We start from the raw sequence: 21,872 nt of genomic DNA on the forward strand, positions 1-21,872 counted from the left end.
GTCTAGCGTAATTACCACTAGACTATCTTTGTTTTAAATATTGACCACGGAACACTTGCATCGTTTCGTCTTCATTTAACATCGTTAACTCTTCTTCTGTAAACTTACCATTTCCTATTTTCACTACGTATACATTTACTTTTTTCTTACCCCATTGGCTATAAACATCTTTCACCGTATCATAATATAAATCAAGACGGTTTCCTTTTATAGCACCGCCCTTATCAGCTACTACACCATACCCATAATCTGGAACGAAGAGAATCGTTCCAATCGGGAATACGCGTAAATCCGCAGCGATTGTGGAATATAAATCCCTTTTCGCCTTAACACCTGAATATGTAATACCATACTCCGGATGTCCCGGCCTCTTGCCAGTTGACTCAATTCCCGACGTATAACCTGTTGCAGTCATTTCAATTGAACGATATTTAGACCAGTCGTTTGCCTGCTCTAAAGCATTTATCACTTCTTTACTCGGAGCAACATTTCTCTTAACTTCTGCTGCATGTACTTCTTTTGCACTCGTTCCCTCATATTTCTTTACAATCTCTAATAAAGAAACTCCTGTGAAAGCATTCCATGTTACGCATAATGCGGATACAAGTAAACAAGTCATCATAATGCGAATACAATATCGTTTTAACATTTTTATATTCCACACTCCTTCATCGTTAATCATTCCCTATACAATGAAGGAATATGCAAAAAAATAATCTCCAAATGAATTGGAGATTAAAACATTTGATATCCGCTTTTCCGAAGTTTCTTAATTACAATTCCAGCTAAGGCAGCACCTACTAATCCAGTAGATAGAATAAACACATCTGCTTGTCCTAAATGCGATACACTTGTCCCAAATGAAGAGAATGTTTCTTTCGGCTTTGAAAAATAATCCCACACACTCGCCTTATTAATAATAAGTATACAAACAATTGGATACACAATAACCATTACCCACGTAGCTCGCAATATCATGTTGAGTAAAAATCCAATTCCAAAAAACAAAATAAAAAATAACATCATTGAAATAAGTAGTACCGGTATACTCACTCTTTCTCCCTCTCCTTCGCATGCGCCGTAAATACATGATAGGCTGTATAACCAAATTGCTCTCCTGGATCTAATGTTTTGTTCATCTCAAGATGTAGTTCTGACCTTCCTTCAAACAAATATTTGATAAGTAAAGACGTATTTGGATCGTCTGCAATCGTATCTGGATGTAAAAATGCTACTTCAGACAATTCCTTCTCCTGTACAATAATGCTTTCTCCTTCAGGCTCCAAAAGGAAAATAATCATATTATCACTAATCTCATTGCGAATCACGCCCGATCGAACACCAATGATTCCCTTCACATGAGCGACAATGCCTGTCTCTTCTAATACTTCACGTTTCACAGCTTCATCAACCGTCTCACCTTCATTTACAAAACCAGCCGGTAAAGACCATTTCCCCTTTAATCCACTGTATTTCTTCTTAACGAATAGCCACCTGCCATCTTTTGTAGCAACTAAACCACTAACAGCTAGCCATACTTTTCCTCGTTTCTCCATGATGTAATACCCCCCTCCACTAGAACAGACAGAATATTCTTTCTCTTATATATATTATACTATATTTTTTAAATGAAAAAAGCAGAAACAGCTCTTAGCCGTTTCTGCTTTTTCTACTATATATTAAAAGAACTTTAATTTACCTTTTTTAAGAACTAATAAAGGTCCACCTAATAAGAATAGGTAACGGTTATCGATAACTTTCTTCATGAAGGAAGCTTTCCAACCTGTTAACTTTTTGCCCATAACAACGCCCATTGCATCGTCATGACCTAAAGAACATACAGATCCTTTATTATCGAATGCGAATTTCTTCATTTCGCCCTTGCCACGAACTAACACAGTTAAGTTGTGTGCAATGTTGTAACCTTGTTGAATTGCGATTTGTGCTGTTGGTGGGTATGGACGGTTAATTTCTTCGTTAATGATTAACGCTGCGTCACCAACCATGAATACTTCTTCGTATCCTGGAGCATGCATGTACTCATCAACTTTTACACGTCCGCGCATTGCTTCAAAGCCAGACTCTTCTACAATACCGTTACCACGAACACCCGCAGCCCAAACTACTGTTTCAGACTTCAGTAACTCAGTATCATCACCGTTTGCAACGATAATACCTTCTTCAGTTGCTTCTTTAATTGCTGTACCGATGCGGAATTCTACGCCTTTTTTCTCAAGTTGTTTTACAGCGTATTCTACTAATGCTGGATCGAAACCTGGAAGTGCTGTTGGAGCAGCTTCTACACAGATGATACGTGCTTTTTCACGTGGTACATTGTACTCTTTGCAAAGTTCAGGAACACGGTTTGCAAGCTCACCTACGTACTCGATACCAGTAAATCCAGCACCACCAACAACGATTGTTACTAACTCATCACGTTGTTCAGTTGCATATTTAGCGAAACTAGCTTCCATATGCTCACGAATTTTACGAGTTGCATTAATGTTAGCGATTGAGAATGCATGTTCTTTTAATCCTGTAATTCCGAATGTTTCTGATTCGAAACCAAGACCGATTACTAAGTAGTCATACTCTAACTCGCCGTCTTTTAAGATAATACGTTTTTCAGCAGCTTTAATTTCTACTACTGTATCTTGTACAAAGTTTACTTTATTTGTATCAATAACGTCTTGAATATCTAGACAGATTTTTTCATCTTGTAATGTACCAGCTGCGCTCTCGTGTAACCAAGTCGCTTGGTAGTGATAGCTGTTGTTGTTTACTAACGTAATTTCAGCTTCATTTACAGATAATGCTTTTTGCAGACGAACAGTCGTAATCATCCCGCCATAACCTGCACCTAAAACTACGATTTTTGGAGTCTTCACCAAATCACAACCCTTTTCTTTATATAATAGTAATGAAAAATAATACCAAGTACTAACAAATCTATTTGTCAAGAATGTGGAATTTCTCACATTCTATATCATAACAAAACGCAGTCAAAAAATCGTACGAATTTTGTCATAGAAATTTAACATAATACTTCCCTATATTAGTCGGTTTTATTCCAGAATTCAAGCGTCTGGAGAATTATCAATATTTTAAAATAACATAGCGTTTTCAAGGGTTTTTCAGCCTTTTTTTCATGTATTTTCCTTTCACCATATTTTATACACTTAAAAAAGCACCTATGCGAAAACTTACACACAATTCAGTCGTTTCCAGAAGTATTATGAACGCAAATATGCTATCATTTATTTGAAAGTGTCATCATTTGCAGGATTTTCGTGTACATATGAACAATATATGAAATCAATATCAAAATTCCATCTATAGGGGGCATGAAAGTGGCAGAAAATCAAAAAGTTTACGACATAACAATTATTGGTGGTGGTCCAACAGGACTGTTCACAGCATTTTATGGCGGCATGAGACAAGCAAGTGTAAAAATCATTGAAAGCTTACCTCAACTTGGAGGACAATTATCCGCACTCTACCCTGAAAAATACATTTATGATGTAGCTGGATTCCCGAAAGTGCGTGCACAAGAATTAGTTGATAACTTAAAAGAGCAAATGAAGAAATTTGACCCAACCGTTTGTTTAGAAGAAGCTGTTGATACGCTTGAGAAACAAGCTGACGGTATATTTAAACTTGTTACGAATAAGCAAACTCACTATTCTAAATCAGTTATTATTACTGCTGGCAATGGTGCTTTCCAACCACGCCGCTTAGAATTAGAAGGTACAACAAAGTACGAAAAGAAAAACTTACATTATTTCGTTGATGATATGAATAAATTTGCTGGTAAGCGCGTCGTAGTATTTGGCGGCGGCGACTCAGCTGTTGATTGGACAATGATGTTAGAGCCAATTGCTGACAAAGTTACAATCGTTCATCGCCGTGATAAATTCCGTGCGCATGAACATAGCGTAGAAAGCTTAATGAATTCTCGTGCAGAAGTAAGCACACCGTACGTTCCAGTAGAACTCATTGGCGATGACAACATTGAACAAGTCGTTCTTCAGCACGTAAAAACGGAAGAAAAAATTATCATCGATGTCGATGACGTAATTGTAAACTACGGATTCGTTTCCTCTCTTGGTCCAATTAAAAACTGGGGCTTAGATATACAAAAAAACAGCATTCTCGTAAACTCGAAAATGGAAACAAATATTCCTGGCATTTACGCTGCTGGTGACATTTGTACATATGAAGGAAAAGTAAAACTCATTGCTTGCGGCTTCGGTGAAGCACCAACAGCAGTAAACAATGCAAAAGCTTACTTCGATCCAAGTGCAAAACTTCAACCGATGCATAGCTCTAGTATGTTTTAATATAGAAACGATAAGAACTCCTTTTACGCAAAAGGAGTTCTTTTGTTATTATGATACATTCCCCTTCCAAAATATGTTACAATAAACAAGAACGTACGTTCTATAAAATAAGGGGGAGATTTTTAAATGAAAGAACCGATTATCGTAAAAAAAGAAGCTTTCCAAGCAATCGGCGTTTCAATTACGACGACAAATGAAATAGAGGCATCTACTAAAGGAAAGATCCCCGAGCTTTGGGACCGATACTTTCAAGAACAAATCATGCATCACATCCCAAATCAACAAACGAAAGAAACATTCGCTTTTTACTCAAATTACGAATCAGATGAAACTGGTACATATCAATTTACAATCGGCATGCCCGTTTCCTCATTAGAAGACGTTCCTGAAAATATGACAACTGTAACAATACCTGCTGCTACGTATGCGGTATTTACAACGAGAAAGGGACCAGTTGCTGAAGTCATTTGCGAAGCTTGGGAATATATTTGGAAATGGTCAAAAGAAAACAAGCGTGCTTTTACAACAGACTTTGAGCTTTATGATGAAAAAGCAACAGATCCAACCAACGTACAATTAGATATTTATATTGCATTAGCCTAAACGACAAAAAAGAAGATACCATTTGGTATCTTCTTTTTTGTCGTTAAATAGCCACTGTGCAAATTCATTATTATTGTCTACAATGAGAAAGTGCAGTATAGAAATATTAGAAACTGTATAAAGTGATTGTTAACAGGTTTTTCAGTTTAAATTTGTCACATAGAAAGGAAGCAATATGGAGGAACTACAACAAAATAAATCTGCTTTAGAGGGAAGCGGAAAACCGTTATTAAAAAATACGAATTTCCTTTTTCTTTGGGCAGCTACTCTTTTTTCAAGTTTTGCTTTAGCCTTTTTTACTTTTTCACAAACGTGGTACATAGCAAAAACATTAAACCTTGAAGCTTCACTCGGTGTTGTTTTCGTAGCTCTTAGTGTTCCAAGACTTATTTTTATGATTATCGGCGGCGCTGTAGCTGATAAATTCCCGAAAAAAAACATTATGTTTTACTCTAATATTATTCGTGCCATTCTTGTCGCAACCATCCTCACATGGTTCATCGTAGGTGATGTAACACTATATACATTTGCTTTATTCGCTTTATTCTTTGGGCTTGCTGATGCTTTTTTCTGGTCAGCAGATGGATCTATCTTGCCTGAACTTGTAGAAAAAAGCCGTTTAACACAAGCAAACTCACTTACACAAATGTCAAACCAAGCATCGGTTATCTTAGGCCCTGTACTTGGCGGCATTCTTATCAAATTTACGAACTATGAAACGATCTTTTCGATCACAATTTTATTACTGATCGTCGCAGCCATACTCGTTCAAAAAATAAAATTTACGATGCCAGAGCAGCAAAATACAGACAAAGGCATGTTCACTTCTATTAAAGAAGGAATTTTATACGTAAAGGAATCACCATTTCTTTCAACTTTCCTTCTTTGTAGCGCCTTTCTAAACTTATTTTTAATCGGTCCGATGCAAGTCGGCTTCCCGCTTTTCGTTAAAAATGTTCTGCACGGTGACTCGCTTCAGTTTAGTTACTTAGAAGCATCTGTAGGTGGCGGAATGGCAATAGGCGCTGTCATTGTCGGTTTAAAAAATATTAATCGTAGACGCGGTCTATTTTGTATTATCATGATGCTACTGTCTGGTGTATTCTTCTTATCCATCAACTTTAGCACGGTTCTTTGGCAAGCATTATTAGCTGGCATGTTTTACGGTATTACAATCGCAATGGCTATCGTTCCGCTTATGGCGATGATTCAATCGACAGTAAAAGAAGAAATGATGGGACGCGTAATGAGTTTACTTATGCTATCATCCATGGGCTTTATCCCGCTTTCTTATGCATTCACATCAATCGCACTTGCAATAGGAATTCCAATCGTAACCGTTATGAAAAGTGGTGCAATCGCCGTTATCGTCTTCGTACTATTTGTAGCGATTCGTGTTCCAGTTGTAAGAAAGTTTGATTAACCACTCGGAGTCATGTGTTATACGCATGGCTCCTTTTTAAACGGATCAAATAACGGTATCCCCTTACTTCTTCTCACAGCTGCTCCCCATTCTAATCCAACCTCTAAAAATAGATCACGCACTGTACTATATAAAAGAGCCCTAACATTTTTACGGATCTCCCCGTACTTATACGCTCTCACAACACTCTTCACCCGCCAAATGAAATTTCCATACACTTCTTCATCAGCTAATATTTGCTCCAGTAACACACCTTGCTCTAGTAACCCGCTCTTTTTATATGCAAGTTCTACCTTACTCCAAAATGTATTGATCTTCTTCGGATTACGTGTCATCGGCACAAGTGCGTATATAAAAGGCTTCGGTATATCGTGACGGCAATAAGTCTCATCAAGCTCGTACGTTTCTTTTCTATTCTCTTTTATTTGTGGAATGTTTTTAGAAAAAATTGTTTCCCCCTCACTTTTTTGTTCATTTTTACTACAGCCAGCTGCATCATCCTCACTTTCACATGCGGACATTTTCATACGGTCATCCATGCGGTCAATTGCAGATGTAAGAAATACATATAAGTTCGCACTATATCCACCGCGCCTATGTCTTTCTTTTGTCGCAACACGCTTTATAATGCCTAGTTCCTCTAACTTCGCAATTGAGCGGCGTACTGTACGAATACTTTTTCCAACATTCCTCGCAATCGTCTCCATTAACGGACAAGCAACTCCCACTGTTTTCTGTTTCTCATTCACTGCATACTTTCCTAAAAAATGAATAATGGTAGCATCCGTTTTATTTAATTCAAATCGATAGCACTTCAAAACTTGTTTTTGATATGTATTAAACTCTTCTTTACTTCGAAATTCACTGTATGGTTTCATTAAGTTATATAAGCTTCCCATTTTTATCACCTCATTTATAGGTAAGAAGCGGGAAGAGAAATTGGCGGGATATTTAATATTTTTTTAGTGGAGATGAAAATATGATTGTAATTAGCGCTTGTTTAGGTGGTATCGCTTGTCGGTATGATGGAAATGACAATCTCGTTTCAAAAATAGAGGAGCTATTGCAACAAGAAGATACAGTCCTCATTTGTCCTGAAGTATTAGGAGGATTGCCAACGCCTCGTCCCTCAGCTGAAATTATTGGTGGGAATGGCGATGACGTTTTGGATGGAAAAGCAAAAGTGATGACAAAAGACGGTGAAGATGTCACAGAAGCTTTCGTGCGTGGTGCTTATAAAGCTCTAGAACAAATTAAAAATTTACATCCGGAATATATTATTTTGAAAGAACGTAGTCCATCTTGTGGTAGTGCTACAATTTACACTGGAGAATTTAACGGAAATAAACAAACTGGTTACGGGGTAACAACTGCTTTATTTAAAAGACATGGCTTTACAGTCATTTCAGAAGAAGATTTTGAAAATAAAAAAAGGAATTGACCCTGTTCGTCAATTCCTTTTTCTTTCTTATTTAGCACCTAATTTTTCTTTCACTTTCGCTGGAAGCTCGTCTTTCTTCACTTCTTCCCAAGCTGTTACACCTTTTTTATCTGAGTGATATACACGTAAGAATGCTTCTTTACGAAGGTTTTTCACAGCTGTAAATTCTAATTCTTTTTCTTTACCTTCTTTATCAAATGCAGGTAACTTATACTCGAATGATTTATGCGGCTCACCGTTATCAGCTTTTTCATTCTTCTCAATTCCATCAGTTGTAATTTGAACGTAATACTCGTCTTTACCCATACGATTTAAATCACAGCCAACTAATAGGCTTGCAAATACAACTAAAATGCTAAAAAGTGCAATATATCTTTTCATTTCCTTCACCTCATATGTTTTTTCTTATATTCTTATCTTAAAGCCTGAGCTTTAAAGAAGAAATTCAAAAACATGACATGAACATTACACTTTTGTAAGATAATAATTATTTCTTCACTTTAGAAACCGTCATTCCGTCACCAATTGGAATGAGTACGGATTCTAAACTTGGATGAGTTGCTACTACTTCGTTATAAAAAGCCTTAAGGGAAATGAATTAATCATCTCCCTTAAGACTTTTTATCCTCTATCTCTTTACTGCCAATTTTTTTATGTACCTATTACCGCCAATAACGTCTTTCACGCCAGTTTCGCCACTTATCACAGATTTTATCACGTAATTTCCTTATACCGTTTATTACACCTTCTATTATGCATTCTATTATAATATCTATCACAAGGTATCTTATAAATCTAAAAATAGAACCTATAACGTACTTCAATATAAATTCAAAAATATCTTCCAGCATATATCCCCTCTTTCTACCCTTCAATTATAACTGGAAAACAGAGAGCTTGAAGCTCAAATAAAGTGAAACTTTAATCAGTGGGGGTTTTCTCCATCCCCCACTGATTATTAGCCCTCACCAATCGGACTTTTATGGGCAGTTGATCCCCCACCTAAATTCTTTGCTTTCGCTGAATTTTGAGGTGGGGGTCTTACTGCCCATTAAAGCGGGATAAATGATAAAGAAATTAGAAGTCAATAGATGAAAAGGGATTTCTAAATGATGAATGGAATATATATTTATCGTTTTCTAGCTTTTGAGAGGAGAAATAATATGAACCCTATTTTATTAGATGTTCCGTTACAAATAGAAACAGACAGACTCATTCTTCGAGCACCACTTCAAGCTGCTGAGGGGAATGTAGTACATGAAGCTATTAAAGATTCAATTCATGAATTAAAGCAATGGTTGTCTCTATTCCAGTCCATTCCTACTGTTGAAGAAACGGAAATTCTCCTGAGAAATGCGCATATAGATTTTTTGAAAAGAGAAAGCTTTCGCTATCTTATCTACCATAAGGAGACGAATGATTTTATTGGAACGGCTAGCCTTCACGGAATTGATTGGAAGGTTTCTAAATGTGAAATTGGATATTGGATTAACACCCAATTTAGTGGAAATGGATATATGACAGAAGTAGTAAATGCGTTAATAAACCTTGGATTTCAGTTATTCAAATTTCGAAGGATTGAAGTACGATGTGAACGTAATAACACGAAAAGTCGTGCAATCCCTGAAAAACTAGGTTTTGAGCTTGAAGGGATATTACGTAATGAAGATCTTTCAGCTGACGGCAAACAACTAGCTGATACTTGCATCTATGCAAAGATAAATTAGTTTTTAAAATTCATTGTGCAACATATCTTAGGTCTGGTTCTAAATTTGGAAGGCAGACATTGAGGGCTTGTAATACGCTTTTTCTTTTTTACAGCAAAAAAAGACCTCCTTAACGATTTTATTTCATCGCTAAAAAGGTCTTTCTCTATTTCCGCTAAAAACTTAGCACTCTTCTGGCTTACCAGCATTCGTCGCTGTACGGAAAGATGATCCACATCCGCATGATGCGATTGCGTTTGGATTGTCAATTGTGAATCCGCCGCCAAGCATAGATTGTTTATAATCAATCTTTACTCCTTTAACAATTGGAGCACTTTCTGTATCGATAACAAATTCAACACCGAAAAATTCAAGAACTGTGTCGTCTTCTTTTGGTTCTACTTCAAATCCTAAGCCGTAAGAAAGGCCAGTACATCCGCCGCCATGTACAGCAAGGCGCACGTACTTCTCTCCATCTTCAGCATCTTTTAACATATCTTTAATTTGAAAAGCTGCTTGTTCTGTTACTTCAATCATGAAATACACCATCCTTTCTGTTCTCATTCTATTATACATCTTTACGCTTCTATCTTGTACTCATACACTCCGCGGCAAATTACTTCCGCCGGTCCTTTCATTAACACATTGCCTTCTTCTGTCCATGCAATCATTAAATCGCCGCCAGCTAAATGAACTATAATTTCCTTACCACGTTCCATTTTTCCATTTAAAATAGAGGCTACAACTGCAGCACACGCCCCTGTTCCGCAAGCTTGTGTTACACCAGATCCACGTTCCCAAACGCGGAAGTTCATCTCTTCCTCATTCAAAATCTCGATAAATTCAACATTTACTCGCTCTGGGAACATTTCATGTGTCTCAAGGACTGGACCAAGTGTTGTAAGAGGCGCTTGTTCTACATCATCCACAAAAATAACCGCATGCGGATTCCCCATTGAAACAGCTGTAAATGCATAACGATGATTATTGTATAAGAAGTTTTCACGAATAAATGGTGTTTCACCTTCACCAAGCATCGGTATTTCTGCACGTGTTAAACGCGGTGCTCCCATATCGATTTTCGCTAACGTAACTTTCCCTTCTTCTACCGTTACTTCCGCCGTCACAATGCCAGCTAACGTTTCAATTGTGAAAACTGTTCCTTCTACTAGTTTATGCTCATACGCATATTTCGCTACGCAGCGTAAACCGTTACCGCAGCTCTTTCCTTCTGAACCATCATTATTAAACATGCGCATTTTCACCGGAGCTACGTCAGATGGACAAATTAAAATCATTCCATCTGCTCCAATACCCGTATTAATATTTGAAACCTTTTCCGCCACAAGGACTAAATCTTCTTCAGGAATTTGTTCTTCAAACATATTTACATATATATAACTATTGCCAAGACCATGCATTTTTGTAAAAGAAAATTGGCTCATTTGTATTCACTCCAAAAATAGTTTGTTATTTTAAGTATAAAATGCACGCTTTTAGAACACAATATGAATGTCCCCCGTTTCTCATATTTGACAACATTTGGCGATGAGCCATTCTTGCACAAATTGTGTAAGAAAAAAGCCCTTCTACAAGGGCCTTTTTTTATTTATATACAATATTATCCTCCCCCGCGAAAGAAGATTTTATCTAATAGAAAAAGAAAAAGGAGTTGCTGATTGCAACACCTTAAAACATTGGATTTTCATCCAAATAATCATATACATTATTAACAAGTTCTTCTACTGTAGCACCTTGTACTACTTCACCATTTACAAGTGCAAACGGTCCTTCAAAACAAATGCCACAATATCCTAAACAACCATACTCCATTACATCTAAATTTGGATCTTTTTCTAATTTCTCTAAAGCTGCTTGTGAGCCACTCGCAAGGTTACCTACACAAAATTCAATTAATGGTTTAATCAAAATTCTCCCCCCTGTACTACAAAACAAATTACCTTCTGACTTTATCCCGATTGATGCGGACTGATAATCAGTGGATATGGACAAAACCTCTACTGATTAAAGTTTCACTTTATCTATAAGAAGAAAACTAAGCTGTTTCTTGTTGTTTTCGTTATACATTCTAAACTATTTAGTTACTTCACTATTTCACTTCAAAGTAGATGGTTTTATTTTATATAACATGCTACTCGCAATGAAATAGTAACTAAAAAGAAAAAACAGTTTACTTTACTTTTCTTCTTATTGTACAACAGAGTATTCATTCATGCATTGTTATTTGTTCACAAATTCGATATAATTTGATTGAGTAAAGTCGAAATATTTTATTAATATAAAATTGTGTGATTAGGGGATATTTCAACAGAAAAGGGGTAATCCATCATGAAACACCTCGTAATACTAGGTGGCGGCTACGGTGGAATGAGAATTCTGCAGCGGCTACTTCCAAGCAACCAACTTCCAGATGATGTACAAGTGACATTAATCGACAAAGTACCATATCATTGCTTCAAAACTGAATATTATGCATTAGTTGCGGGTACTATTTCAGAAACGCATATTCGTATACCGTTTCCCGAGCACCCACGCCTCAATATTCAATACGGCACAATAACAAATATTGATCTCGAAGAAAAAGCTGTTCATCTCGATGGCGGCGAAGCAATCCAATATGATGATTTAATTATCGGTCTTGGCTGTGAAGATAAATACCATAACGTTCCTGGAGCGAAGGAATATACACATAGCCTACAATCGATTGAACAAACACGTAAGACATATGAACAATTAAATAGCCTAGAACCAAACGCAACAGTAGCTGTCGTTGGTGCTGGATTAAGTGGCGTTGAAGTTGCAAGTGAACTTCGCGAAAGCCGTTCTGATTTAAAAATTTACTTATTTGATCGAAAAGATAGAATTCTATTCCCATATCCAGAGAAATTAAGTAGATATGTAGAAGAATGGTTCGTAAAACATAAAGTTACTATTATACGAAACGCTAACATTACAAAAGTAGAACCAAATATTGTGTACAACCACGATGAACCACTTGAATGTGATGCAATCGTCTGGACAGCTGGTATTCAAGCAAATGAAGTTGTTCGAAACCTTCCAGTTGAACAAGATGGTAGCGGACGGGTTGTTTTAACAAAATATCACAATATTCCAAATAACGAGAACGTTTATGTTGTAGGAGATTGCGCAGCACTTCCACACGCACCATCTGCACAACTCGCTGAAGGTCAAGGAGAACAAATTGTCCAAATATTATTAAAACGTTGGAATAATGAACCACTACCTGATGAACTACCTGTAATTAAATTAAAAGGTGTTCTTGGCTCTCTTGGCAAAAAGCATGGATTTGGTTTACTAGCAAATCAACCATTAATGGGGCGTGTACCAAGATTATTAAAATCCGGTCTTCTTTGGATGTACAAATATCATAAAGGTTAATACTTTACAAGCTGTCTACTAAGTAGGCAGCCTCTTTTATGAGTTAAAATATAATTATCTGACACATCTTTCTCAATATGGATGATGATGTATTTTTCATTTTTATATTAAAAACTATTGATAAACAGTGTATGCTATTTATAAGTTGTTTTATTATTTCCTTTAAGACCGAAGTCATTCGGTCTTATTTTTTATGTTGTAAATACTTTTACAGGAGGCATTCCATTTCATTTATGAACGTAACGAATCTAAACGATCGAATAGAAGCGAAGAAGCAAGAATTGATCTATCTCGTTGAACAATACGGATTCACTCATGATAAAGTAATTTCTTTCAGCCAAGAATTAGATCATTTACTTAACTTATTAATAGCACTCAAGACGAAGAAAAAACGTTGCTCTTTATAACTGTTATCTTCTCTTTTTTGATACGATAGAACTAGAGTCAGAAAGGAGCCATTTATGTTTATATTAAAAGACGTTACATATAAAGATATACTACACATTCCTTATTTACAGGTTCAAAAAGAAAAAATCACTTGTATTATCGGTGAAAGTGGGAGTGGAAAAAGTACATTGCTCCGCATGCTAAATGATTTGCAATCTCCAACATCCGGTACAATTGAATATAACGGAAAACTAATTTCTGACTATCCCCCTATTCAATTACGGCGTGACGTAGTCATGCTTGGGCAAACGCCACCTATTTTTGATGGAACGATTAAAGACAATCTATTAATGGGACTTCGTCTTTCTGAAAAACCATTTCCAAATGATGATGCCCTGCGAAGCGCATTAACGACTGTTAGCTTAGAAAAAAATTTAGAAGACAACGCCGATTCATTATCAGGTGGGGAAAAACAACGACTTGCTTTTGCACGTATCGTACTTATGGATCCACCTGTTTATTTATTAGATGAACCAACCTCGGCGCTAGATAGCGATACAGAACGCCGCGTTATGAAACAGTTTACTATGCTAGCAAGAGAAAAGAAAAAAACAGTTATCTTCATCACGCACTCACAACAACTTCCAGAAGAAATTGCAGACGATATTATTGAAATTAGTAAAACAAACGGTGCAACTAGAAAGGAAGTGCTCTCAGTTGAAGGGCGTTATTGAACTCCAAATTTGGCAACTTGCCGCTGCATACATTTTTATTCTTATATTAATTGGACTTGTAAAATTAAAAGGAATACCGCGTGAAAAACAAATTGCACTCGCAACATTCCGTATGACGATTCAGCTCGTACTTGTTGCATATGTCCTTACATACGTATTTGAAAATAGTAATCCATTTTATACAATTGCTCTTATTACTTCTATTACTACCTTTGCAATTTTTAATATTTATAAACGAGTCAATATCCCGATGTCAAAAGACTTAAAACGAGTAGCCGCTCTTTCCATGGTTGCCGGATCAATTGGGCCACTTCTACTATTTATCTTTGTTATTATCGGGCACGACCCTTGGTATGCGCCGCAATATATCGTTCCTATTACGGGAATGTTAGTTGGGAATGCGATGACAGGTGTTTCTCTCGGGGCAAATACGTTCTTAAACAATATGAAATCGCAAAGAGGCCAAATTGAAGGAGCACTTATGCTCGGCGCAACACCGAAAGAAGCCGCTGCTCCGCTCATACGCGACGCTTTTGACTCTGCTATTTTACCAACGATCAACTCTATGGTCGGAATGGGGATTATAAGCCTACCGGGCATGATGACAGGACAAATCTTATCTGGTGTATCACCATTTACAGCCATTCAATATCAAATCGCCATTATACTCGGTATTTCCGGAAGTACCGCCTTTGCTGTCATTATCTTCTTACAGCTTGGATATAAAACATTCTTTAATAAGCGGTGTCAGTTGAAAGAGGTTGACTATGGTACGCGGTAAATGAGGCACTGTTCATGGTAAATGAAATGATATCGACGATTTTTCGAATATATCTATCGTAACTCAAAATATATCAACGATTTTTGAAATATATCGACGATTCGACAAGGGATATCGACTTACCGACAAAAAATGACAATAAAAAAGAGGAGGCTACCCGCCTCCTCTTTTTCCTTACGCCTTCTTAACGAATTGTGATTTTAACTTCATAGCTCCGAAACCGTCGATTTTGCAATCAATATCGTGATCGCCATCAACTAGACGGATACTCTTTACTTTCGTACCGATCTTCACAACTGAAGAAGTTCCTTTTACTTTTAAATCTTTAATGACAGTAACAGCATCGCCGTCTTGAAGAACGTTTCCGTTCGCATCTTTTACAACTTTTGCACCATCATTATTTTCTGCTTCTGCTTCTTGGCCCCACTCATGAGCACATTCTGGACATACGAAAAGAACGCCATCCTCATACGTATATTCTGAATTACATTTTGGACAATTTGGTAAAGTAGCCATAAATTCATTTCCTCCGTTCATTATTTATACGTAAAAATCAAAATTGATGTTTACATCTCGATAAATAAAATTTGTACAGCATTTCTTTATACTGCCATAGTCTCACGTTATTGACAAGCCTACCTGGAATTCTCATTTTTTATTTTATTTTACAAAATTTCAATTCGTATGCCGTTTCCAATGAAAAAAGAAGAACCTTCACAAGATTCTTCTTTTCAAAATAAACGAGCTCTCACTAGAAACTCCAACTATTTTCTTCAATATAAAATTGATACTCTTCTAACTCTTCTTCACTTCACTTAACTTCTTATTATTTTCATATACCTCTTGCCACTCGAAATAATCTTCATCGAAATAAACAGCAAATTTAATTTTCACGTTTTTCTTCTCTGTATAATCATAACCAGTAAATTCTACTACGTCATAATCTTGTTCTTTCTTCACAAACTTCCACGTTGGATTATCTGTCATAACCTCTAAAGTAAATCCTTCATCACTTGAACGAACAACATTTTTAATATTCGGCTCAGTTGGTAAAAGAGAAAGTCCAAACATAGCGCCACCAAATACTATCGTCACTATAACTTGTAAACCAATCATGCCAGCAAAGCTAGCACCACCCTTTGATTGTAAGTAATACGCCTTCTCATGATCAGGCATATTTTCTCCCTTATGTAAAACACGAACAGCGTGCTTATAATATAAACGATTTCCTTGCCATCCAGTAAATATCATCATTCCTAATTGAAAAACTAAACTAATTGATAAAAAAATCCCATCTGAAATGTCTATAAAAGGGGGTATAAGTATACTAGGCACTGATAATAACGTAAGTATAATAAATAACTTATACATTTTACGATAAGCTAACCAAAAAGTCGGGAAGAAAAAGGCTACCCAATTCCACGTATTCCCTTGCGCTGGATTTTCTACTTTGCCCCACTTAAATTCATAATACGCCGTATTCTTTTGAACGACTGTATGTAACTGTTGAGGAGAAATTGTTTCTTGTAAAACAGTGTCCTTCACGTACATCATCCTTTTCTTATTTCTACATACATGTATTTTATAGAAATAAAAAGAAGGAATCTAACAAAAAGTGCATATATTTCATAAAAATGAACGGAAATCGAATATATTCCGACAATTCTCCTTTTATTATTCCATTTTACTTTTAAATATATTAGAATACTTATGAATGATACGTTTAATACACTAAGTTAAACTTTATATATATTTAATACTAAAAATGTTTCACATGAAACTATCTATATTTCGTATTATCTTCCCTTACAAAATAAGAAAGACGCCCTATTCAAAAAGGCGTCTTTTTATAGTTGAAAATTTATTAATATAAAAAATGCATTATTTAATAAATGAATTCCCCATGGGACGAGTAAGTTATTTGTTTTCTTATACGTATAAGCTAAACATATACCGCCACCAAAAATATATAAAACACTCCCTACTGTAAGGGGATGACCTAAAGTAAATATAGAAGCACTTATAACGGCACTACTAAGTGTAGAGAAGCGCTGAGATAATTTCATAAAAAACATACCTCGGAATACAAGCTCTTCCCAAATCGGTGCGAAAATTGTGAGTACAACTACATATACAATGATTTCACTTTTAGTAGGCTCTATTACTAGATTAGATTCATCCACACCAAGCCCATGTGGTAAAACTAAATTTAATACCGCAAGATATATAAGCAGTACGATCATCGTCATTACTATCGTTACATAATGCTTAAAATTATTGAACTGTATTGATTTTAATAAATGCACACAGTAATTTCTTGCTGGTGAATATATTAAGATGATAGTAAGAAATGTTAAAGGCGGAATAAGGTGGTCTACATACCATGGATATAATGAGGCGTCATATAAAAAGTTCAAAAAATCAATTCCATACATGACCCCAAAAATAATTACTATTATACTGATTACTTCGAGCATACTCATTTGTACATTCTTTTCTTTATATGTAACTAATTCCGTGTCCATCATATCCCTCCAGTATAATTAAACCTTTTTAACCATTATATACCAATTGCAACATAAAAAGAGACGATACAATCTACTGTATCGTCTCTTTTTTCCCTACCATTTCTCTTTACATGTTTCAATTAAATGCAGTAAGTACTTTCCCGTCATATCTGCTCTTCTCCACCTTGAGAGCATTCGCTTTTCTTTTGGATTCTGTCGTATTCTCGCTACTTCTTTTAATAAAAGCTCCCATTCTTCCCCTGAACGTTCTAACAAGTATTGCAATCCACTATCTTTTGAAACGATTGTTTTATGATCTAGTGTATATAAAATACGGCCCATCGTAACGACAGCTGATTCTACCCACTCTTCTACGAAAAATAAATATGGTTGCTTCGCTTTTTCACTCCAGTACTGTTCTACGTTGTATTTCATCGTATTTACTACATCGTCCCACCTTATTTGAAACGGAAGATCTTCCGCTTCTTTCCCGGTAACTGTAATACCTTGATTTTTCAGTGTCCACCATGTGACCGCATTAATATCCCAATGACCTATATTTGCTTTACCATCTGCACAATACACGTACTCATTCATTTCATCATTGTATTTTCCTAAATCAGCAAGCGGAATATACATACCATCCATTCTTTTACCTAACGTACTACTCTTAAGTTTCTTATGAAGTTCTACAAGTTGCTGTTTTTCAGCTTCATTCACGGAATCACTTACTACCGTAACAAAATCAACATCGCTCGTTTCTGCATGAAATGCACCGAGTGCGATGGAGCCGTAAATATATATCCCGATTATTTTTTCATCTAAAAAAATTTCTTTTAATTCTACTGTGTACCGCTCCATTAACTGTTGTACTTCCGTTGGTAACGCATTCTTTACTACATTCTCCACATCTATCCCTCCAATTAAAAAGAGCCTTTGCGAATTCGCAAAGGCTTCCTGCTTTATAAATATTTCTCGATTTCTTCGTAAACATCCTTCAAACGAGGATTTCCTTCTCCAACAACTTCTCCATTTACAAGAACGACTGGATAAAATAGATCTTCCTCCACTACGCGCTCTGCGAATGCTTTTTTATCTTCATCTTCTTGTTCTTCTTGAAAATCAATATACTCGAAATTAAATTTATTTTCTTGTCCTTCATATTTACGACCAATCGCCGCTTGTAACCACTCAAACGTTTCTGTTGAAGATGGCATTCCAACGCAGCTCGCACAAATTACTTTCGTCCCATACACTTGAACAGTAACCATTTCTTCTCCCCCACTTCTTGTTTCAACAGTATATTCAGATGTCTTATTGCATAAGCACATCATTTTACAAACTTATTCCCTACCCCTATACTGAAAAAACACGATACAATATTTCAACAATAAAATAAGAAGAGAAAAAATAGATTTTCCCCTCTATCTTGATTATAATAAAACTGATGAAAGGAGTCGATAAAAATGGAAAACCCACATATGCAAGAACAAGTATTAGAAGTATTAGATAAATTACGTCCATTCTTACTTCGCGATGGCGGAGACGTTGAGCTAGTAGACATTGAAGAAGGTATCGTAAAATTACGCCTTATGGGTGCATGCGGAAGCTGCCCAAGTTCTACAATCACACTAAAAGCTGGTATCGAACGCGCATTACTAGAAGAAGTACCAGGCGTTATTGAAGTAGAACAAGTATTTTAATCTAAAAGCGGAAGCGGCATTGCTTCCTAGAAAGAGACCCAAATGGGTCTCTTTTTTTATTCAAACAACACTTCCCCTTTAACATCATAAAACAAAATTGGAAATCCTTCTCAAAAAATGAGATAATTAATAATATAGAATCGTTCACACATATACAGAAAAAAACATAGGGGGACGACACATGCCAAGAATGGGAAACACTTTTTTAACAATTCAAGAACTAGAAAAGAAAAAAGAGTATTTATTAGATCTTTCATCCGTTATACCAACGTGGAATGCGAGCTATCAGTTTTTATTTAAAGAAATCCAGCAAGAATTATTGAGCAAAGTAAATGAAAAAATCGAAAGACATCAATTCATTTTAAATATATGTGCAGATCAACAGGTAGGGGCATAATGTATTACATACAATTGTAGTATGAAAAAAGAGACCTCAATCGGTCTCTTTCTTCATTTTAGGACAGCCAATCTAATTTCCTAATGCCTAACTTATCAACTGGTAAACGAAGTGATCCATAAAAGTGCTTCATAAATTGCTCTGAACGGTTCACATCATGTAAAATGGCTTCTAAGCGGTCTCTATATATGCTTTTTTGTTCTTCGTTTCCCGTTTGGTAATATCGTTCGACTGTTTCAAAGTAGTGAAGTGGGAACAGGAGCCTTGCAAATAATAAGCGCCAACCAAATGAAGATAGTGAATAATTTCGTTCGTAATCTGTAACAAATTGAACGATTGTTTGCTCCCAGTCTTTCTTTTTTTCTATCATCATATAGCGGATTAATTCTGCTATATCTCGAGTGGGGTGATCATACACCCAATCAAAAGGAAGTTTGAGACGCTTCGTTTGATGCCATAATAAAGGTGTGAATCGTTCTTGGCAAATTGTTGCTGCATCAGTCATTTGCGGCGTATCATCCATCTCTGTATCAACAACATACTGAATTGCATTTTCTGCGACTCCTAAGTAATACGGGAAGGATTCAATAAACAATTGATCGAATACGTCTGTAGGGTGGTTCATCACTTGTGATTGCCAAAACTTTTCTAATTGATCGAGCCGTTTTTCCCATAACGCTTTCCATTCACCAATGCGGCTTAATTGCTCGATTTCTTCTGGAAAGAATGCACCTCGTTTATGGAATATAGAAAGCTCACTTCCTAATGATGTAGCATGTCGTTCTAATGCACGCATACCTTTTAATAAGCAGTAATTTTGTTCTTCTATCTCACATACATAGTAGCCGTGTATAGTCGGAACGAAAGTCGCTACAGTTATATCCCCTTGCTGGTTCATATAGTCACTGAGCTTTTTCATCTCTACAAGTACTTCTTCCTCCATTTCTCCAATTGGAACAAGTACATAAATTTTGTTGCGAATCCAAAAGCTTTTATAGGGGCCAAGGGGGATTAATTCTTTAACATGCATGTGATAATGCTCATAAATATGATGAATCATCGCAGTCGCCACCTATGGTTTTTCTTTATATATATGAGCTTGTGCTCGCCTTTCATTCCTATGCACATGATAAAGCAACGAAACGTATACAAATACTAAAAAGAAAAAAAGGTGATAAACATGAAAGAATCAAATCAACTACAAGAAAGAGCATTACAACTATTACAAGAGCGCGGTGTAACAATTGACGATATTGCTGAGCTTGTTCATTTTCTTCAAAAAAAATATCATACAAATTTAGAAATGTCAGAATGCCGCTATAACGTTGAGCGTGTACTATCAAAACGTGAAGTACAAAACGCACTTATTACAGGCATTGAGCTTGATGTCCTTGCCGAAAAAGGAATGTTAAGTCAACCGTTACAAGATATCGTAAAACGTGATGAAGGCTTATACGGAATTGATGAAGTTATCGCACTTTCTATCGTTAACGTGTACGGCTCTATCGGTTTCACGAACTTTGGATATATCGATAAATTAAAACCTGGTATTTTAGAATACTTAAATGATAAATCATCTGGAAAGGTGCATACATTCCTTGATGATATCGTTGGCGGAATTGCTGCCGCTGCTTCAAGCCGTTTAGCGCACAGGGCTGAGCATTCGGAATAAAATATGAAAGACCGTCAGTTCCATACTGACGGTCTTTCATATTCCATAAGCATAAATTCTCTTCCGCGGCTCACAAAAATAGGGCCCTGCTGAAAACCTATGTTTTTATATAGCGTAATCGCTCTTGTATTAAACGTCGCTACACTCAGTCGAAACATCTTCGGCTTATATTCTTTCGCTGCAAAGGCTATCCCAGCTTGAAAAAACATTTTCCCCAGCCCTTTCCCTGTTAACGCTGGTTTCATGCTAAGTCCGAGGTCAATTACACCTTCTCCACCATATAAATGAGCATCTCTTCCCCCTGGCACTTGTGCATTTCCCCCAAAACAAAAATAGCCGATAAACTCTCCCTTATCGTCACAACAACCATAATAAGTCCCATCTAATAATTCTTCTATTGCTTCTTCCTCTCCTGAAAAACTATACAAATTATAAGGTTCTTCGTACGTCCACTTATTTATCTCATTTGCTTCTGCTACCGTTAACTTATGTATATCCATCCTTCTCTCCCCTAATCAAATATTCTGTATATACTCATTCACTTTTCGCGCCTCATTTCCCTTCAATTGGAATATGCATAATTGCATGCACACGCCTATGAAACAAATGGTACAATTTATTTGAATCGCTGTTGCTACACTTCTTGATCAAAGAAAAGGCGTTAAAACGGATATTAGCGCCTTATCAAACTCAAGCAATTGGCACATTTTGTCATCGTTAAAGACACTCAAAAGAGTGTCTTTTTTCTATATCTCACA

29 protein-coding genes and 1 pseudogene are annotated in these 21,872 nt (G+C 36.3%); 12 read left to right on the plus strand and 18 right to left on the minus strand.

The features are described from left to right. Positions 1 to 22: 22 nt before the first annotated feature. The 4 genes from ACTFOB_RS12035 to ACTFOB_RS12050 form a co-directional block, all read right to left on the minus strand. Positions 23 to 649 (minus strand): 3D domain-containing protein, encoded by a 627-nt coding sequence (locus ACTFOB_RS12035; RefSeq protein WP_140386927.1) that lies wholly within the window; start codon positions 647 to 649, stop codon positions 23 to 25. Between the two features lie 86 nt (positions 650 to 735). Beyond that, the gene (locus ACTFOB_RS12040; protein ID WP_000027007.1) at positions 736 to 1,053 is read right to left on the minus strand and encodes a YuiB family protein; all 318 of its coding nucleotides are present in this window, start codon (positions 1,051 to 1,053) and stop codon (positions 736 to 738) included. After that, positions 1,050 to 1,556 (minus strand): NUDIX hydrolase, encoded by a 507-nt coding sequence (locus ACTFOB_RS12045; RefSeq protein WP_440026108.1) that lies wholly within the window; start codon positions 1,554 to 1,556, stop codon positions 1,050 to 1,052. The genes ACTFOB_RS12040 and ACTFOB_RS12045 overlap by 4 nt, the downstream gene beginning before the upstream one ends. 123 nt (positions 1,557 to 1,679) lie before the next feature. After that, positions 1,680 to 2,888 carry an NAD(P)/FAD-dependent oxidoreductase gene (locus tag ACTFOB_RS12050; protein ID WP_440026110.1) on the minus strand — a complete coding sequence of 403 codons (1,209 nt, stop codon included), beginning with the start codon at positions 2,886 to 2,888 and terminating at the stop codon, positions 1,680 to 1,682. Positions 2,889 to 3,350: 462 nt separating this feature from the next. On the opposite strand from ACTFOB_RS12050, the gene ACTFOB_RS12055 reads away from it, so the two are divergent. From ACTFOB_RS12055 to ACTFOB_RS12065, 3 genes are all read left to right on the plus strand, one after another. Beyond that, positions 3,351 to 4,340 (plus strand): NAD(P)/FAD-dependent oxidoreductase, encoded by a 990-nt coding sequence (locus ACTFOB_RS12055; RefSeq protein ID WP_440026112.1) that lies wholly within the window; start codon positions 3,351 to 3,353, stop codon positions 4,338 to 4,340. A 126-nt stretch (positions 4,341 to 4,466) separates the two neighbouring features. Further along, positions 4,467 to 4,943, plus strand: coding sequence for a GyrI-like domain-containing protein (locus ACTFOB_RS12060; RefSeq protein WP_440026114.1), 477 nt, complete (start codon positions 4,467 to 4,469; stop codon positions 4,941 to 4,943). A gap of 175 nt (positions 4,944 to 5,118) precedes the next feature. Then, on the plus strand, positions 5,119 to 6,366 hold the full coding sequence (locus ACTFOB_RS12065; protein WP_440026116.1) for an MFS transporter: 1,248 nt from the start codon (positions 5,119 to 5,121) through the stop codon (positions 6,364 to 6,366). 17 nt (positions 6,367 to 6,383) lie between these two features. Here ACTFOB_RS12065 and ACTFOB_RS12070 read toward each other — a convergent pair whose 3' ends face one another. Further along, positions 6,384 to 7,265 (minus strand): helix-turn-helix domain-containing protein, encoded by an 882-nt coding sequence (locus ACTFOB_RS12070; RefSeq protein ID WP_440026118.1) that lies wholly within the window; start codon positions 7,263 to 7,265, stop codon positions 6,384 to 6,386. An 80-nt stretch (positions 7,266 to 7,345) separates the two neighbouring features. Here ACTFOB_RS12070 and ACTFOB_RS12075 point away from each other — a divergent pair, with 80 nt between their 5' ends. Next, the gene (locus ACTFOB_RS12075; protein WP_440026120.1) at positions 7,346 to 7,807 is read left to right on the plus strand and encodes a DUF523 domain-containing protein; all 462 of its coding nucleotides are present in this window, start codon (positions 7,346 to 7,348) and stop codon (positions 7,805 to 7,807) included. 27 nt (positions 7,808 to 7,834) lie between these two features. Here ACTFOB_RS12075 and ACTFOB_RS12080 read toward each other — a convergent pair whose 3' ends face one another. The 3 genes from ACTFOB_RS12080 to ACTFOB_RS12090 all read right to left on the minus strand — a co-directional run bounded on the left by ACTFOB_RS12080 (position 7,835) and on the right by ACTFOB_RS12090 (position 8,658). Beyond that, the gene (locus ACTFOB_RS12080) at positions 7,835 to 8,188 is read right to left on the minus strand and encodes a YxeA family protein (protein ID WP_440026122.1); all 354 of its coding nucleotides are present in this window, start codon (positions 8,186 to 8,188) and stop codon (positions 7,835 to 7,837) included. A gap of 106 nt (positions 8,189 to 8,294) precedes the next feature. Then, a complete protein-coding gene (locus ACTFOB_RS12085) occupies positions 8,295 to 8,402 on the minus strand; it encodes a methyltransferase (protein WP_080467545.1) in 108 nt (35 codons plus the stop codon). Between the two features lie 67 nt (positions 8,403 to 8,469). Continuing rightward, complete coding sequence (locus tag ACTFOB_RS12090; protein WP_440026123.1) at positions 8,470 to 8,658, minus strand: hypothetical protein; 189 nt, start codon at positions 8,656 to 8,658, stop codon at positions 8,470 to 8,472. A 312-nt stretch (positions 8,659 to 8,970) separates the two neighbouring features. Here ACTFOB_RS12090 and ACTFOB_RS12095 point away from each other — a divergent pair, with 312 nt between their 5' ends. Next, the gene (locus ACTFOB_RS12095; RefSeq protein WP_440026125.1) at positions 8,971 to 9,534 is read left to right on the plus strand and encodes a GNAT family N-acetyltransferase; all 564 of its coding nucleotides are present in this window, start codon (positions 8,971 to 8,973) and stop codon (positions 9,532 to 9,534) included. 162 nt (positions 9,535 to 9,696) lie between these two features. Here the strand turns inward: ACTFOB_RS12095 and ACTFOB_RS12100 are convergent, their stop codons facing one another. The 3 genes from ACTFOB_RS12100 to ACTFOB_RS12110 form a co-directional block, all read right to left on the minus strand. After that, positions 9,697 to 10,050 carry a HesB/IscA family protein gene (locus ACTFOB_RS12100; RefSeq protein ID WP_000573830.1) on the minus strand — a complete coding sequence of 118 codons (354 nt, stop codon included), beginning with the start codon at positions 10,048 to 10,050 and terminating at the stop codon, positions 9,697 to 9,699. Positions 10,051 to 10,091: 41 nt separating this feature from the next. Continuing rightward, positions 10,092 to 10,958 carry a diaminopimelate epimerase gene (dapF, locus tag ACTFOB_RS12105; protein ID WP_440026128.1) on the minus strand — a complete coding sequence of 289 codons (867 nt, stop codon included), beginning with the start codon at positions 10,956 to 10,958 and terminating at the stop codon, positions 10,092 to 10,094. A 244-nt stretch (positions 10,959 to 11,202) separates the two neighbouring features. Continuing rightward, positions 11,203 to 11,442, minus strand: a complete 240-nt coding sequence (locus ACTFOB_RS12110) for a YuzB family protein (RefSeq protein ID WP_000595025.1) — start codon at positions 11,440 to 11,442, stop codon at positions 11,203 to 11,205. 420 nt (positions 11,443 to 11,862) lie between these two features. Between ACTFOB_RS12110 and ACTFOB_RS12115 the strand changes: the two genes are divergently transcribed. From ACTFOB_RS12115 to ACTFOB_RS12130, 4 genes are all read left to right on the plus strand, one after another. Beyond that, positions 11,863 to 12,933 carry an NAD(P)/FAD-dependent oxidoreductase gene (locus ACTFOB_RS12115; protein WP_151632376.1) on the plus strand — a complete coding sequence of 357 codons (1,071 nt, stop codon included), beginning with the start codon at positions 11,863 to 11,865 and terminating at the stop codon, positions 12,931 to 12,933. Positions 12,934 to 13,166: 233 nt separating this feature from the next. Continuing rightward, positions 13,167 to 13,340 carry a Spo0E family sporulation regulatory protein-aspartic acid phosphatase gene (locus tag ACTFOB_RS12120; protein ID WP_440026131.1) on the plus strand — a complete coding sequence of 58 codons (174 nt, stop codon included), beginning with the start codon at positions 13,167 to 13,169 and terminating at the stop codon, positions 13,338 to 13,340. Between the two features lie 54 nt (positions 13,341 to 13,394). Beyond that, positions 13,395 to 14,054 (plus strand): ABC transporter ATP-binding protein, encoded by a 660-nt coding sequence (locus ACTFOB_RS12125; RefSeq protein WP_440026133.1) that lies wholly within the window; start codon positions 13,395 to 13,397, stop codon positions 14,052 to 14,054. Beyond that, on the plus strand, positions 14,038 to 14,835 hold the full coding sequence (locus ACTFOB_RS12130; protein WP_440026135.1) for an ABC transporter permease: 798 nt from the start codon (positions 14,038 to 14,040) through the stop codon (positions 14,833 to 14,835). Before ACTFOB_RS12125 ends, ACTFOB_RS12130 begins: the two co-directional genes overlap by 17 nt. Before the next feature lie 174 nt (positions 14,836 to 15,009). Here the strand turns inward: ACTFOB_RS12130 and phnA are convergent, their stop codons facing one another. The 5 genes and pseudogenes from phnA to ACTFOB_RS12155 form a co-directional block, all read right to left on the minus strand. Then, on the minus strand, positions 15,010 to 15,351 hold the full coding sequence (gene phnA, locus ACTFOB_RS12135; RefSeq protein WP_000212737.1) for an alkylphosphonate utilization operon protein PhnA: 342 nt from the start codon (positions 15,349 to 15,351) through the stop codon (positions 15,010 to 15,012). 235 nt (positions 15,352 to 15,586) lie between these two features. Continuing rightward, positions 15,587 to 16,386, minus strand: a pseudogene (locus ACTFOB_RS12140) (DUF2628 domain-containing protein). Positions 16,387 to 16,682: 296 nt separating this feature from the next. Next, entirely contained in the window at positions 16,683 to 17,360 is a 678-nt protein-coding gene (locus ACTFOB_RS12145; RefSeq protein WP_440026136.1) for a lysostaphin resistance A-like protein, read from the minus strand. A gap of 96 nt (positions 17,361 to 17,456) precedes the next feature. After that, positions 17,457 to 18,251, minus strand: a complete 795-nt coding sequence (locus ACTFOB_RS12150; RefSeq protein WP_440026137.1) for a nucleotidyltransferase domain-containing protein — start codon at positions 18,249 to 18,251, stop codon at positions 17,457 to 17,459. 53 nt (positions 18,252 to 18,304) lie between these two features. Next, positions 18,305 to 18,613, minus strand: a complete 309-nt coding sequence (locus ACTFOB_RS12155; protein WP_440026138.1) for a YuzD family protein — start codon at positions 18,611 to 18,613, stop codon at positions 18,305 to 18,307. Between the two features lie 195 nt (positions 18,614 to 18,808). Here ACTFOB_RS12155 and ACTFOB_RS12160 point away from each other — a divergent pair, with 195 nt between their 5' ends. Both ACTFOB_RS12160 and ACTFOB_RS12165 read left to right on the plus strand, forming a co-directional pair. Continuing rightward, the gene (locus tag ACTFOB_RS12160) at positions 18,809 to 19,045 is read left to right on the plus strand and encodes a NifU family protein (RefSeq protein ID WP_000431159.1); all 237 of its coding nucleotides are present in this window, start codon (positions 18,809 to 18,811) and stop codon (positions 19,043 to 19,045) included. A gap of 181 nt (positions 19,046 to 19,226) precedes the next feature. Beyond that, positions 19,227 to 19,442 (plus strand): hypothetical protein, encoded by a 216-nt coding sequence (locus tag ACTFOB_RS12165; RefSeq protein WP_001137788.1) that lies wholly within the window; start codon positions 19,227 to 19,229, stop codon positions 19,440 to 19,442. Positions 19,443 to 19,500: 58 nt separating this feature from the next. Here the strand turns inward: ACTFOB_RS12165 and yutH are convergent, their stop codons facing one another. Beyond that, a complete protein-coding gene (gene yutH / locus ACTFOB_RS12170; protein WP_440026140.1) occupies positions 19,501 to 20,502 on the minus strand; it encodes a spore coat putative kinase YutH in 1,002 nt (333 codons plus the stop codon). A gap of 120 nt (positions 20,503 to 20,622) precedes the next feature. On the opposite strand from yutH, the gene ACTFOB_RS12175 reads away from it, so the two are divergent. Further along, positions 20,623 to 21,114: a phosphatidylglycerophosphatase A family protein gene (locus ACTFOB_RS12175; RefSeq protein ID WP_000665105.1), complete on the plus strand. Its 492-nt coding sequence runs from the start codon at positions 20,623 to 20,625 to the stop codon at positions 21,112 to 21,114. Positions 21,115 to 21,128: 14 nt separating this feature from the next. Here ACTFOB_RS12175 and ACTFOB_RS12180 read toward each other — a convergent pair whose 3' ends face one another. Beyond that, the gene (locus ACTFOB_RS12180; RefSeq protein ID WP_440026141.1) at positions 21,129 to 21,614 is read right to left on the minus strand and encodes an N-acetyltransferase family protein; all 486 of its coding nucleotides are present in this window, start codon (positions 21,612 to 21,614) and stop codon (positions 21,129 to 21,131) included. Positions 21,615 to 21,872: the final 258 nt, after the last annotated feature.

The organism is Bacillus cereus group sp. MYBK79-1, from assembly GCF_051915365.1.
Classification (GTDB): domain Bacteria; phylum Bacillota; class Bacilli; order Bacillales; family Bacillaceae_G; genus Bacillus_A.

Excerpts from the sequence above, each read along its gene's own strand:
- dapF (WP_440026128.1), bottom strand. The coding sequence starts at position 10,958 with ATGAGCCAATTTTCTTTTACAAAAATGCATGGTCTTGGCAATAGTTAT.
- ACTFOB_RS12090 (WP_440026123.1), bottom strand. The coding sequence starts at position 8,658 with ATGCTGGAAGATATTTTTGAATTTATATTGAAGTACGTTATAGGTTCT.
- ACTFOB_RS12180 (WP_440026141.1), bottom strand. The coding sequence starts at position 21,614 with ATGGATATACATAAGTTAACGGTAGCAGAAGCAAATGAGATAAATAAG.
- ACTFOB_RS12155 (WP_440026138.1), bottom strand. The coding sequence starts at position 18,613 with ATGGTTACTGTTCAAGTGTATGGGACGAAAGTAATTTGTGCGAGCTGC.
- ACTFOB_RS12065 (WP_440026116.1), top strand. The coding sequence starts at position 5,119 with ATGGAGGAACTACAACAAAATAAATCTGCTTTAGAGGGAAGCGGAAAA.
- ACTFOB_RS12060 (WP_440026114.1), top strand. The coding sequence starts at position 4,467 with ATGAAAGAACCGATTATCGTAAAAAAAGAAGCTTTCCAAGCAATCGGC.
- ACTFOB_RS12115 (WP_151632376.1), top strand. The coding sequence starts at position 11,863 with ATGAAACACCTCGTAATACTAGGTGGCGGCTACGGTGGAATGAGAATT.
- ACTFOB_RS12125 (WP_440026133.1), top strand. The coding sequence starts at position 13,395 with ATGTTTATATTAAAAGACGTTACATATAAAGATATACTACACATTCCT.
- ACTFOB_RS12080 (WP_440026122.1), bottom strand. The coding sequence starts at position 8,188 with ATGAAAAGATATATTGCACTTTTTAGCATTTTAGTTGTATTTGCAAGC.
- ACTFOB_RS12035 (WP_140386927.1), bottom strand. The coding sequence starts at position 649 with ATGTTAAAACGATATTGTATTCGCATTATGATGACTTGTTTACTTGTA.
- ACTFOB_RS12175 (WP_000665105.1), top strand. The coding sequence starts at position 20,623 with ATGAAAGAATCAAATCAACTACAAGAAAGAGCATTACAACTATTACAA.
- ACTFOB_RS12045 (WP_440026108.1), bottom strand. The coding sequence starts at position 1,556 with ATGGAGAAACGAGGAAAAGTATGGCTAGCTGTTAGTGGTTTAGTTGCT.
- ACTFOB_RS12075 (WP_440026120.1), top strand. The coding sequence starts at position 7,346 with ATGATTGTAATTAGCGCTTGTTTAGGTGGTATCGCTTGTCGGTATGAT.
- phnA (WP_000212737.1), bottom strand. The coding sequence starts at position 15,351 with ATGGCTACTTTACCAAATTGTCCAAAATGTAATTCAGAATATACGTAT.
- ACTFOB_RS12095 (WP_440026125.1), top strand. The coding sequence starts at position 8,971 with ATGAACCCTATTTTATTAGATGTTCCGTTACAAATAGAAACAGACAGA.
- ACTFOB_RS12070 (WP_440026118.1), bottom strand. The coding sequence starts at position 7,265 with ATGGGAAGCTTATATAACTTAATGAAACCATACAGTGAATTTCGAAGT.
- ACTFOB_RS12165 (WP_001137788.1), top strand. The coding sequence starts at position 19,227 with ATGCCAAGAATGGGAAACACTTTTTTAACAATTCAAGAACTAGAAAAG.
- yutH (WP_440026140.1), bottom strand. The coding sequence starts at position 20,502 with ATGATTCATCATATTTATGAGCATTATCACATGCATGTTAAAGAATTA.
- ACTFOB_RS12100 (WP_000573830.1), bottom strand. The coding sequence starts at position 10,050 with ATGATTGAAGTAACAGAACAAGCAGCTTTTCAAATTAAAGATATGTTA.
- ACTFOB_RS12120 (WP_440026131.1), top strand. The coding sequence starts at position 13,167 with ATGAACGTAACGAATCTAAACGATCGAATAGAAGCGAAGAAGCAAGAA.
- ACTFOB_RS12145 (WP_440026136.1), bottom strand. The coding sequence starts at position 17,360 with ATGGACACGGAATTAGTTACATATAAAGAAAAGAATGTACAAATGAGT.
- ACTFOB_RS12160 (WP_000431159.1), top strand. The coding sequence starts at position 18,809 with ATGGAAAACCCACATATGCAAGAACAAGTATTAGAAGTATTAGATAAA.